Raw genomic sequence first — 12,356 nt, 5'->3', positions numbered from 1 at the left:
GTTTAAATTTAATTCACTATATAATGCCGCCTGAGCATCTGTCTGAATTGTCAAACCAAGGCACAGGCTGCTTTTGCCTGCTAGAAAGCACGCTGCGCCGTTTACTCAATCAACCCGCGCTTTAGCAGGGCTAAGCAAGGGTGTTTCATCTTAGGAGATTATTATGAAATTTGCCAAAATCATGGCCTTATGGCTGGCTTTGTCCGGCAGCGCGTTCGCAGCAGGCTTGGACGCATCCGATGCCGGCGACTATGTGCAGCTGGACAAAGACCAAAAGCCCACACAAATGCAGATGCGTTATTACCAGCGTGGCACGCAATGGGTGATGGACGGAAAATTCGGCGATGGCGAGTGGATGCCGGTGTGCCAAGGTACGGGTGAATGCCGCCTGCAAACTTCTTCCGAGCAGAAAGTGCGCGAATGGAAAGCCTTGCTGCCGACTGAACTCCGAACGATGCCGATGGCGTGTATCCACAATCAGACCTTTGCGTTTTGCCGCATGAGCAAGCCCGATAATCCGAATATGCGCCTGTATTGGTGGTTTGCCTGGCAAAACGGGCGAACCTATGCCTTGGGTTTAAACCGTACCCGCTGATGCGCGCGGAAATATAGTTTGCCGCCCAGATATGTATGTCCAGCAGTATGAATGCCGGGCAAAACGGATTGGCGCTGCCGATTCTGCGCAAACTTTGCAGATGCAGCCTTAAACCATCCTGAAAGGCTACCTGAAAATGCCCAGCCGTTTTCAGGTAGCCTCCTCTTCTGGAAACAAGATGACCAACCTATCAACAGATGAAGCATTGGGCGCCGCTGCCATAGCCGCGCACCAATTTTCTTTCAAAAATAAGGCGTATCTGCTGCCACCCCAGCGTTGCGGCTGCTTCTCCTGCCTCGCCATTTTCCGCTCCACCGAACTGGAAGAAGGCGACTTTGTACCGGAAGACGACGGGCAATACACGGCATGCTGCCCTTATTGCGGCATCGACAGCGTTATCGGCGAAAATTGCGGATACGCAATCACCCCGGAATTATTGGCAGCCATGAAGGACTATTGGTTTTAAAGGATGAGTATGCTGTAGAGTTTTCAGGTAGCCTCCCCCATCCACAATCCGCTAGAATACGCCCCTAGCCGCCGCCTCTTGCGGCGCAAGCCAAGGAAACACCATGAAAAAATATCTGATGCTGCCCATTTTACTGTTGCTGGCCGCCTGCGGCTTCCGCCTGGCCGGCAGCGACCCTGCACTCAACCCGCCCCTGCCCTATCAAACCTGGGCCGTACAAGGGCGCGAATTGCAGCAAAACATCGAAACCGAACTGCTGCGCCGCCACGCTAAGCTCGACAGCGCCTTTGCCGATGCCGTGGTCAAAGTAACCGATATCCAAACCAATAAAAACATCCAAACCCTTAACCTCTCCGGCACCGTAACCGAATACCAGCTGGAGCTTAAAGTGTCCGCCCAAGCCTGGCGCGGCGAAAAAGCCCTGGGCGAGCAGATGATGATTACCGTATACCGCACGCTGGACTACAGCGACAGCGAAATTCTCGGTAAGCAAGAAGAAGAAGCCCAACTCTGGGCCGATATGCGCGTGGATGCCGCCCGCCAGCTCGTGCGCCGCCTAGGCTACCTGAAAGCCGAATAATGGCCGCCATCAGCACCGAACGCCTGCTGCCGCAGCTCAAACAGCCCCTGCAAGCGCTGTATGTGCTGCATGGCGAAGAAGCCCTGCTGCGGATAGAAGCCTTAGACGCCATCCGCGCCGCCGCCAAAGAGCAAGGCTACCTGAACCGCGAAACCCACACCCCCGACACCGCCGCCGACTGGCAAGACCTCCTCGCCTCCGCCAACAGCATCGGCCTGTTTGCCGAACTCAAACTGCTCGAAATCCACCTGCCCGGCGGCAAGCCCGGCAAAGCCGGCAGCGAAGCCCTCGAACAACTGGCCGCAAACCTGCCGCCCGACACCGTAACCGTCATCCTCCTGCCCAAACTCGAGCGCGCCCAAACCCAGGCCAAATGGTTTGCCGCCCTCAGCCGCAGCGGCACCGTAGTCGAAGCCAAAGCCGTTGATGCCCAAGCCCTGCCCGGCTGGATACGCAGCCGCCTCGCGCAGCATCATTTATCCATCGGCAATGAAGCGCTGGCCCTGTTTGCCGAGCGCGTGGAAGGCAACCTATTGGCCGCCAAGCAGGAAATCGACAAACTCGCCCTGCTCTACCCCGCCGGTCACGAATTGGGCATTGCCGAAACCGAAGCCGCCGTGGCCGACGTAGCCCGCTTCGACGTATTCCAGCTTGCCGCCGCCTGGATGAGCGGCGAGCCCGCCCGCGTGGTGCGCCTGCTCGAAGGTCTCGAAGCCGACGGCGAAGAGCCCGTAATGCTGCTGTGGATGCTGGCCGACGATATCCGCACCCTCATCCGCCTCACCGCCGCACTCAAACAAGGGCAAACCGTAGCCCAAGTGCGCAACAGCCTGCGCCTGTGGGGCAGCAAACAGCAACTCGCCCCTTTGGCCGTGCGCCGCATCGCCACCCCACGCCTCATCTCCGCCCTGCAAGAATGCGCCCGCATCGACCGCATCATCAAAGGCGCGGAAACCGGCGAAGCCTGGCCCGCCATCCGGCAGCTGCTGGTGGGTTTGGCTGGCTAATGGTGTTAATGCCATATGGGAATACTGGCAGCTAACCTGCCCAATATAACGATCGAGTGTGCACCCCTCCCCGATAAACATTTATTACCACCCAAATCACCACAGGCTACCTGAAAACCTTCCTACCTTGCTGCAGAAACTTTGCAGGTAGCCTGATTTCATCATGCCGGGCATCAATGCCCAATCCATTGCTATCGGCACAATACTTTTCAGGTAGCCCGCAAGGCTACCTGAAATCTCTCCGGCCGTCCTTTTCAGGTAGCCGCTACCAATTCACTCCCACCTGCCGCTCGCCCAAGAGCGACACCAGTTCTTCCAAGAGCTCGGTGCTGAGGCAGGGCTGCCATCGGCTGTCGGGGATCAGCTCGCCGCTGGCTTTATCGTTGGCGTAGTGCAGGCGCAGGGGGACGCGCTTGCCTTCGCCGCTTCGCTGCAACAGTTCGGCCAGGCGGGGAATGTTGTGGTGGGGGGCGAGGTGCAGGGTGAGGGCGCGGGCGTAGTGGCTGCGGGCTTCCTGCAGGGTGTAAACGCGGTTGGAGATGATGCGCAGGCCGTCTTCGCCGCCGTAGTCGTCGCGGCTGATGCGGCATTCGGCAATCAACACTTGGTCGGCGCGCAGGGTGTCGCGGCCGAGCTGCTCGAGCGTTTCGCCGCTAATCATCACTTCGGCTTTGCCACCGGTGTCTTCCAGCGTGATAAAGGCGATTTTGCCGCGCTTGCCCACCATGCTGCGGATGGCGGTGGCAAAACCGGCCACGCGCACGTTGTCATTGGGCTTGAGCTGGGAGAGGCGGGTGGGAGCGAACTGGCGCACTTCTTTTTCGGCCGGGCCGAAGGGGTGGCCGGAGAAATAAAAGCCGATGGCCTGTTTTTCTTCGGCCAGAAGCTCGGCTTCGCCCCAGGCGGGCACATCAATCATCTCCAAGGGAGCAATCGCATCTTCCACCATATCGAACAGGCCGCCTTGGTTGGCATTTTCTTCCTGCTGCTCGGCATTGCTCATGGCTAGATCGATATTGGCAAGCAGGCGGGCACGGTTGGGTTCGATGCTGTCGAATGCGCCGCCGCGCACCAAGGCTTCGATGGTGCGGCGGTTGATGTGCTGGCGGCTCACGCGCTCGCAGAAATCGAACAGGCTCTTAAACGCGCCGCCTTCTTCGCGCGCGGCCACAATGGCTTCTACCGCGGCTTCGCCGGTGCCCTTAATCGCGCCCAGGGCGTAGCGGATGCGGTGTTGGGCATCGGGCTGGAAGTGGTAGCCGGAATGGTTGACATCAGGGGGCAGAAAGCGGATGCCGTTATCGCGCGCGTCGTCGTAGAACAGCTTGAGCTGGTCGGTGTTGTCCAACTCGCTCGACATGGTGGCGGCCATGAATTCGGCCGGATAGTGGGCTTTGAGCCAGGCGGTTTGGTAGGCCACCAGGGCGTAGGCGGCGGCGTGGGATTTATTGAAGCCGTAGCCGGCGAATTTTTCCATGTAGTCGAAGATTTCATCGGCTTTTTCGCGGGCAATGCCCTGCTTGGCCGCGCCTTCGGCGAAGATTTCGCGGTGTTTCGCCATTTCTTCGGGCTTTTTCTTGCCCATGGCGCGGCGCAATAAGTCTGCCCCGCCGAGCGAATAGCCGCCGATCACCTGCGCGGCCTGCATCACCTGCTCCTGATACACCATGATGCCGTAGGTGGGCTGCAACACGGGCTCGAGCAGCGGGTGCATATATTCAAAGCGCGCACCCTTCATGCGGGCAATGAAATCCGGAATCAGATCCATCGGGCCGGGGCGGTAGAGCGACACAAAGGCGATGATTTCTTCCAGCTTGGTGGTGTTGGCCTGCGCCAGCATCTTTTTCATGCCGGTGGATTCAAACTGGAACACCGCCGTGGTGTTGGCCTTGCGGAACACTTCGTAGGCTTGCTGGTCGGTGAGGTCGATGTGGTTCACATCGATACGCTCGCCAGTGGTTTGCGCAATGAATTCCTGCGCCATTTCGATGATGGTGAGGTTGCGCAGGCCGAGGAAGTCGAACTTCACCAGCCCGATGTCTTCCACGTCGCCTTTGTCATACATGGAAACGGGCGAGGCGGATTCGTCGGCCTGATACACCGGGCAGAAATCGGAAATTTTGCCCGGCGCAATCAATACGCCGCCGGCGTGCATACCGAGGCCGCGCGTGAGGTCTTCCAGCTTTTTGGCCAGCTCCATCAGCTCTTCGGCCTCTTCCTCTTCCAACACCTTGGCGATTTCCGGCTCGGCCTCCATCGCCTTTTCTAGGCTCAGCGGCTTGTTGGCTTCCAACGGAATCAGCTTGGAGAGCCGGTCGCACACGCCAAACGGCAGCTCCAGCACTCGCCCCACATCACGAATCACTGCTTTAGACGACAAGGTGCCGAAGGTAACAATCTGGCTCACCGCCTCGAAGCCGTATTTTTGGCGCACATATTCAATCACGCGGCCGCGGTTGTTTTGGCAGAAGTCGATATCGAAGTCGGGCATCGACACGCGCTCGGGATTGAGGAAACGCTCAAACAGCAGCGCATAGCGCAGCGGGTCTAAATCGGTAATTTTTAAAGAATAAGCCACCAGTGAGCCCGCACCCGAGCCGCGCCCCGGTCCCACCGGGCAGCCGTTGTTTTTCGCCCAGTTGATGAAGTCGGCCACAATCAGGAAGTAGCCCGGGAAGCCCATCTGCACGATGGTGCCCAGCTCGAAATCCAGCCGCGCCTGGTATTCCGGCAGCTTTTGTTCGCGTTCCGCCTCATCCGGATAGAGCGCGGCCAGCCGTTCGCGCAGGCCTTGGTTGGATAGGTGGGCGAGGTAGTCGTCCAAGCTCATGCCGTCGGGCGTGGGAAACTGCGGCAGGAAATTTTTGCCCAGCGTGAGCGTGAGGTTGCAGCGCTTGGCGATTTCCACCGTGTTTTGCAATGCTTCGGGCAAATCGGCAAAACGGGCGGCCACCTCTTCCGGCGAAGCAAAATACTGGCCGGCCACAAAATCGCGCGGGCGGCGTTTGTCCGCCAACACCCAACCGCCGGCAATACACACCCGCGCATCATGCGCCTTGAAATCGTCGGGGTTTAAAAACTGTGCCGGATGGGTGGCCACCACGGGCAAGCCCAGCTCTGCCGCCAATTTGAGGCTACCTGAAACCGAAGTTTCCCATTCCGGTTTTTCAGGTAGCCTTTGCAGTTCCAAATAAAAAGCATCGGGAAACCATTGCGCGTATTTCCGCGCGGCGGCGCGGGCGGCGTGGTCATGGCCGTTCATCAGCTGGCGGCCCACTTCGCCCAAATGCGCACCAGAAAGACAAATCAGCCCCTCGTTATCGCCCTCAGCCAGCCATTGCGGCTCCAGCTCAGCATGGGCAACGTTGCGATCCGTGCCCACATAAGCGCGGGTGAGCAGCTCGCACAGGCGGCGGTAGCCCGCCTCGTTGCGCACCAAGAGCATGGCGCGGAAGGGCTGCTCCGGATTATCCGGATTAGCCACCCACACATCCGCCCCCACCACCGGCTTGATGCCCGCGCCACGGCAGGCTTTGTAGAATTTCACCAAGCCAAATGTGTTCATCAAATCGCTGATGCCCAACGCGGGCAGGCCGAAAGCGGCGGCTTTCTTCACCAGCTCTTTGATGCGCAAAGTGCCGTCGGTGATGGAAAATTCGGTGTGTTGGCGCAGGGGGATGTAAACAGGGGCGGTCATATTTCGGGCTTGCGGAGGGGTTGGGCTACGCGCTTTCAGGTAGCCTGATTGGAAATAGGAAGGGCGCACATTGTACCGCAAACGGCTGCTGAACGCGGGCGAGTGATGAAGCAGCGGCAAGATTTTCAGGTCGCCTCTCAATCCACCAACAGGCTACCTGAAACCCTCACTCCTCAAACGGCTTGCGCTGCCAAAACCTTCTGTTCAAGCGCTGCGGCCGCATTGCCCCGCCCTGCCCCAGCACAAAATCCAGCTGCCCGCTGCGGGCGGTGGTGTAGAGCCGGATGCGGTGGGCGGAGAGGCGGTGGCGCACGATGGCGGCGGGGTGGCCGTAGGGGTTGGCGAAGCCGTTGGCCGCCACCGCCGCTTCGGGCGCCACGGCGTTCAGATAAGCCGAATCGGATGAGGAGCGGCTGCCGTGATGCCCCAGCACCAATAATTGGCTGTGCAGCAAATCGCCGTATGTGCCCACCAGCCAGCGCTCGCCCGCGATGCCCAAATCGCCGCCCGCCAGCACGGCCTGGCCACCCGCCAACACGCGCAACACACAGCTTTGTTCGTTGTCGTCAGCTTCGGGGTTTCGCGGCGGGGTGAGAAATTCAAAATACACGCCTTCCCATTCCCACGAGGTGCCGCCGGCGCACCATTGAGCCGCTTCGGCATAGGCTTCCGGCTGGCCGGCATACAATTTGCGCGGCGCAAAGGCTACCTGAAACGCCGGGAAGCCGCCGTCGTGGTCGGCATCGTGGTGCGAGAGCACCAGCACATCGGGCGGTGGCAGCCCCTGCGCCAGCAGGTTGGGTACCAATTGCGTCTGCGCCGCCCCTGCCGTGCCGGTGTCGAACAGCAGCCAATGGTTTTGCGTGCGCACCTGCAAGGCGAGCCCCTGCCCCACGTCCACAATCCGCACCGCCGCCGTGCCGTGCTCCGGCGCGGGCGTACGATACAGGCAGGATGCCGCCAGCACCAACGCCGCCCAAGGCCGCAAACCCAGGCCGCGCGGCAGCAGCCACACCGCCAGCGCGGCCAGCACGGCCAGCCAAAACAGCGGCGGCAAATGCGCCAGCGCGCCGGTGGGCACCCAACTGCCCGCCCACACCACCGCACTCATGGTGTATTCGCCGATGGCAGCCGCCATGTTCAGGTAGCCTTCAAACGGCAGCAGCACCGCCAGCAAAGCCAGCGGCACCAACTCCCAGGAAAACCACGGAATCAGCAGCGCATTGGCCAAAGGCGCAGCCAGCGGCACGGTGCCGAACACCTGCCCGGCCTGCCAAAACCCCAACAGCGTGGCCGCATATTGGGCGCGCAGCGCGGTGCGCCATTTGCCGGAATGCCTGGCCGCGCCCAGCCAGCCGCCTTCCGGCGCATCATCCTCCGGCATGGCCTCCAGCCGCCCTTGCGCCACCCAAATCAGCGCTGCCACCGCGCCGAAGGAAAACCAAAAACCCACGCCCAAAGCCGAGAGCGGGTCGAACAGCAGCACCGCCGCCAACGCCTGCCACCAAGCCCGCCACGGCGCAGGGCTGCCGCGCCGATACCATTGCCAGGCAAACACCGCCAGCATCAGCAAACTGCGCTGAATCGGCACGCCGAAGCCGGCCAAGGCCGAATAAAACAAAGCCGCGGCCAAGCCCGCCGCCAAATACCAGCGGCGCGGTTCGGCCAGCGGCAGGCGCAGTAGCAAAAGCCGCGCCAGATACGCTGCCGCCAGCGCCACCATACCGATGTGCAGCCCCGACACGCTAATCAGATGATTGATGCCCAACACGCGAAACGCCTGCCAATGCTCATCCGCCAGCCCGCCGTATCCGCCGCCGCCCAAAGCCCGCATCAGCGCCGCCCCGTTCGGGTAGGTTTCCGCCGCCTGTTGCCAAGCCTGCTGCCGCTCGTATCGCCAGTTTTGCCAACGCGATGGCCAGCCCGTGTCCGGCGGCAGTTCCGCCCGTTCGAGGGCAGCCGAAGCCATGCCATCGATATGCCGGCTCAACGCCCAAGCCTCGCGATTGAAGCCGTTTTCATTGCGCTCGCCCACCGTAGGCCGCACCCGCACCGTCATCCGCCAGCGGCTGCCCGGCCGCCACTCGCGCAAATACCGATCCGACACCAACAGCCGAAACCGCTCTCCCGCTTCCGTTTGCGCCCAAGCCTCAAACTGCACCACCTGCGCCGATGCCTCCATCACCGAGGCTACCTGAAAATCCAGCCGCACCCGTTGAAACTCCGGCTCCGCCGGCCACTGCTGCGATAACGCCAGCTGCAACCGCCACACGCCGTAAAGCAACCCGCACAGCAACCACCACGCCCCACGGGCGTGCCGGAAGCAGCCGATCAGAGCGAGCAACAGCGCCAAGGCAGAGGCAACGGCAACAAAATGTGCTGCCGGCAACAAAAAAGCCAGCAGCACACCTGCCACCCAACAGCACAACCCGCCCAAGCGCATAACTACCTCATTGTTTATTCGTTTTAATTTTAGCTAATTAAAATAAGAATGCGACAAGGCAGCAAGCCGCAGACAGTACAAGACGCAGACAGTACAAGACGCAGACAGTATGAGTGCTACAGCAAGGCAAGCCAACGCCGTAGCATTCTTATTTTAATCAACTATAGATTGCCTTATAGCAAACCACTGGCGAATTGGCAAAGAGGGATAAAGGCTACCTGAAACAACTTTCAGGTAGCCTTTAGCGCAAATACACCCCGCTCTGCGCATCTACAATCCGGCTCGGCCGCTTCGACCCGCCGCAGCGGCCGTTGACCACATACACATCCCGCCCGAAGCAGCGCCGCACCTCGCGCTGATGCCGCAAAGCCCGTCGCCCGCTGCGGTTGCACGAAGTGGACACCAGCGGCGTGCCCAGCAGCGCACACAAGCGCCGTGCCCCAGCATGCGCCGGCACGCGCACCGCCAGCTTCTCCCGCCCGCGCCCGCGCAACAGCGTCGGCACGCTATCGGCTGCCGCAAACAAAAACGTAACCGCCGCCGGCCAAGTGCTTTGCGCCAGCCGACGCTGGTTTTCAGGTAGCCTTTGCAGCAACGGCTCAAGCTGCTTCAAATCATTACCGATAACAATCAATCCTTTATGCTGCGGCCGTTTTTTCAGCTGCATCAGCCGGCGCAAGGCGCGGCGGTGCGTGGGCAGGCAGCCCAAGCCGTAGCTGGATTCCGTGGGATAGGCCACCAAGCCGCCGCCGCGCAGGTGCGCGCGCAGCCCTCTGGCGGCAGCGGCGGAAAGGATGCGTGGGAACATGATTCTTGCGGGATGTTTATGCGGGATGAAAAGCGGTATTGTAATCTGAAACCGTCGGGCTGTTTACCGTGTTGCTATTTCGTTTGCGCTCCGAAGAAACCCACTCCCCTAGAGATCTCGTTTTAACTGCGTTGCGGCTGTGCTTTCAGGTAGCCTGCCATCTGCGTTCATCCGCAACCACTTACCCCATTCAAATTTGCTTGATTGACTTGCCATATAGTCCTTTCGGCCTATACCGAAATAACTATTGCCCCCTAAGGAGCCGTTGCTAAAATTTCGCGCGCTTCAGGTAGCCCTATTGCTTGGGCTGCCGTTTACACCGCCTAAAGGAGAAAACAAATGCGCCGTTTCAGCCAAACCGCCCTCATGCTCGCCCTGGCTTGTGCCGCCCTGTCGGCCTCAGCCAAAGAGATTACCGTTTCCGCCGCCGCCAGCCTGAAAGAGGCGTTCCAGGAAATCAACACTGCCTATGGCCGTGCCCATCCCGACACGCAGATCCATTTGAACACCGCCGCTTCCGGCGTGCTGCTGCAACAGCTGGTGCAGGGTGCGCCGGTGGATGTGCTGGCCACTGCCGACCAAGAAACCATGGATAAGGCTGCCGAAGCCAAGGTAATCGCTCCCGCCAGCCGCCGCACTTTCGCCATGAACGACTTGGTGCTGATTCAGCCGCAAAACGCCGCCGTGCGCGTGAACACCCTGCAAGATTTGAGCAAACCGCAGGTGCAGCGTGTGGCCGTGGGCAACCCCGCCAGCGTGCCGGCCGGCCGCTACACTAAAGCCGCACTGGAAAAAGCCGGCCTGTGGCAAGCGGTGGAAGGCAAAATGATTTCCACCCAAAACGTGCGCCAGGCGCTGGATTATGTGTCGCGCGGTGAAGTGGATGCGGGCTTTGTATACCGCACCGATGCCATGCTGATCCGCGACCGAGTGCGCATCGTACGCGCCGTACCGCTGGAAAAACCGGTGTCCTACGCGATTGCCGTGACCGCTTCCAGCAAAGATGCCGCCGAAGCCGCTCGCTACTTAGACTTCATCCGCTCGCGCGAAGGCAACCGCATTTTGCAGAAATACGGCTTCAACCCGGCTAGACGCTAAACCGAAATTGTAGGAAAAGAGGCTACCTGAAAAGTAGAATAACGCTTTCAGGTAGCCTTTGGCATAGCAGCAGGCAGGTATAAAATCTGCTCCTGCCAAGTTTCAGGTAGCCTCTGATGGTTGCAAAACCTGCGCTGCCAGCTAAAAATTGGCAGGCTGCCTAAACCCAATTTGCAATGGCTCACAAACCATATTGTGCAGTCTCAAGCCATCTCTCCATTCCACCACCAATTATTACGCTATTTCAAAGGAATCTGTGTGTTTCAAGACGTATTGCCCGCACTGCTGCTCTCGCTGAAAGTCTCTTTTTGGGCGAGCGGGCTGAACCTCGTGCTGGGCGTGGCCGTGGGCTGGCTGCTGGCGCGCTGCCGCTTTCCCGGGCGCAACCTGCTAGATGTGGTGCTCACGCTGCCAATGGTGATGCCGCCCACCGTGATGGGCTACTACCTGTTGGTGCTGTTCGGGCGCAACGGCGTGCTCGGGCAGCTATTGCAGGAATATTTCGGCATCAGCCTGATTTTCACCTGGCAGGGCGCGGTGTTGGCAGCAACGGCGGTTACCTTCCCGCTGGTGTGCAAGCCGGCGCGGGCGGCGTTTGAAGAAGTCAACCCGCAGCTGGAGCAGGCAGCGCGGGTGCTCGGCTTGGGCGAATGGGCGGTGTTTTTGCGGGTTACGCTGCCTTTGGCCTGGCGCGGTATTTTGGCCGGCCTGCTTCTGGCCTTTGCCCGCGCGTTAGGTGAATTCGGCGCCACGCTGATGATTGCCGGCAGCATCCCCAACCAAACGCAAACCCTCTCCATCGCGGTATATGAAGCCGTGCAGGCCGGCGACGACGCGCTGGCCACCAAGTTGGTAATCCTGATTTCGGCGGTGTGTGTGGCCGTGTTGTGGAGCGTGAACCATCTGGCCAAAGCAAAGGATAAAACATGAGCGGCACACCGGTTTTCGATTTCGCCTTCCATACGCGCCTTGTCGGCGGCGGGCAGACTTTTGAACTGAATTGCCGCTGTCAAAGCCAAGCTAAACGGCTGGCCATCGTGGGCGAATCCGGCTCGGGCAAAAGCCTCACTTTGCAGCTGCTGGCCGGGCTATTGCACCCGCAGGCCGGGCATGTGCGCATTGGCGGCACATGCTACGGCGACACCGACAAGCGGCTGTGGCTGCCGCCGCAACAGCGGCAGGCCGGGCTGCTGTTTCAGGATTACGCCCTGTTCCCGCACCTTACGGTGGCGCAAAATATCGCCTTCGGCCTGCGCCACGGCTGGCGCACCCCGCCGCAAAAGCAAGCCGTGCGGCTGGCCGAATTTTGGCTGGACAAAATGCAGCTCACTGCCCTGGCCGCACACTATCCGTACCAAATCTCCGGCGGCCAGCGCCAGCGCACCGCCCTCGCCCGTGCCTGCATCGCCAGCCCGCGCTGGCTGCTCCTGGACGAACCCTTCTCCGCCCTCGACATCGGCCTGCGCAACCGCATGCGGCAATGGCTGCTGGATTTGCAGCAGGAGCTAGACATCCCCATGCTGCTCATCACCCACGATCCGGAAGATAGCGAAATCCTCGCGCAGGAAGTGGCGCATATGTCGGCCGGCCGGCTGGCATACGGCGTGTCCGGCTAAACGCTGTGCTAATGGTTATAGTGGATTAACAAAAATCAGGACAAGG

10 protein-coding genes are annotated in these 12,356 nt (G+C 60.3%); 7 read left to right on the top strand and 3 right to left on the bottom strand.

Going from position 1 to position 12,356, the window contains the following annotated elements:
* Positions 1 to 163 precede the first annotated feature (163 nt).
* The 4 genes from HMPREF2796_RS03515 (at position 164) to holA (ending at position 2,648) form a co-directional block, all read left to right on the top strand.
* Positions 164 to 595, top strand: coding sequence for a hypothetical protein (locus HMPREF2796_RS03515; protein ID WP_070630993.1), 432 nt, complete (start codon positions 164 to 166; stop codon positions 593 to 595).
* A gap of 136 nt (positions 596 to 731) precedes the next feature.
* Positions 732 to 1,061: a hypothetical protein gene (locus HMPREF2796_RS03510; protein WP_246826813.1), complete on the top strand. Its 330-nt coding sequence runs from the start codon at positions 732 to 734 to the stop codon at positions 1,059 to 1,061.
* Between the two features lie 103 nt (positions 1,062 to 1,164).
* Positions 1,165 to 1,641: an LPS-assembly lipoprotein LptE gene (lptE, locus tag HMPREF2796_RS03505; RefSeq protein WP_070630988.1), complete on the top strand. Its 477-nt coding sequence runs from the start codon at positions 1,165 to 1,167 to the stop codon at positions 1,639 to 1,641.
* Entirely contained in the window at positions 1,641 to 2,648 is a 1,008-nt protein-coding gene (holA, locus tag HMPREF2796_RS03500) for a DNA polymerase III subunit delta (RefSeq protein WP_070630987.1), read from the top strand. Before lptE ends, holA begins: the two co-directional genes overlap by 1 nt.
* A gap of 265 nt (positions 2,649 to 2,913) precedes the next feature.
* Here the strand turns inward: holA and dnaE are convergent, their stop codons facing one another.
* From dnaE to HMPREF2796_RS03485, 3 genes are all read right to left on the bottom strand, one after another.
* Complete coding sequence (gene dnaE / locus HMPREF2796_RS03495; RefSeq protein WP_070630985.1) at positions 2,914 to 6,345, bottom strand: DNA polymerase III subunit alpha; 3,432 nt, start codon at positions 6,343 to 6,345, stop codon at positions 2,914 to 2,916.
* A 166-nt stretch (positions 6,346 to 6,511) separates the two neighbouring features.
* Positions 6,512 to 8,734 (bottom strand): DNA internalization-related competence protein ComEC/Rec2, encoded by a 2,223-nt coding sequence (locus tag HMPREF2796_RS03490; protein WP_246826814.1) that lies wholly within the window; start codon positions 8,732 to 8,734, stop codon positions 6,512 to 6,514.
* A gap of 295 nt (positions 8,735 to 9,029) precedes the next feature.
* On the bottom strand, positions 9,030 to 9,599 hold the full coding sequence (locus HMPREF2796_RS03485) for an L-threonylcarbamoyladenylate synthase (protein WP_070630982.1): 570 nt from the start codon (positions 9,597 to 9,599) through the stop codon (positions 9,030 to 9,032).
* A 336-nt stretch (positions 9,600 to 9,935) separates the two neighbouring features.
* On the opposite strand from HMPREF2796_RS03485, the gene modA reads away from it, so the two are divergent.
* The 3 genes from modA to HMPREF2796_RS03470 all read left to right on the top strand — a co-directional run bounded on the left by modA (position 9,936) and on the right by HMPREF2796_RS03470 (position 12,310).
* The gene (gene modA / locus HMPREF2796_RS03480) at positions 9,936 to 10,694 is read left to right on the top strand and encodes a molybdate ABC transporter substrate-binding protein (RefSeq protein ID WP_070630979.1); all 759 of its coding nucleotides are present in this window, start codon (positions 9,936 to 9,938) and stop codon (positions 10,692 to 10,694) included.
* 258 nt (positions 10,695 to 10,952) lie between these two features.
* The gene (modB, locus tag HMPREF2796_RS03475) at positions 10,953 to 11,624 is read left to right on the top strand and encodes a molybdate ABC transporter permease subunit (RefSeq protein ID WP_070631040.1); all 672 of its coding nucleotides are present in this window, start codon (positions 10,953 to 10,955) and stop codon (positions 11,622 to 11,624) included.
* Positions 11,621 to 12,310 (top strand): ATP-binding cassette domain-containing protein, encoded by a 690-nt coding sequence (locus HMPREF2796_RS03470; protein WP_003824354.1) that lies wholly within the window; start codon positions 11,621 to 11,623, stop codon positions 12,308 to 12,310. Before modB ends, HMPREF2796_RS03470 begins: the two co-directional genes overlap by 4 nt.
* Positions 12,311 to 12,356: the final 46 nt, after the last annotated feature.

Source organism: Eikenella sp. HMSC071B05, from assembly GCF_001811325.1.
GTDB lineage: Bacteria > Pseudomonadota > Gammaproteobacteria > Burkholderiales > Neisseriaceae > Eikenella > Eikenella corrodens.
This window is presented reverse-complemented; position numbering and strand designations above follow the sequence as displayed.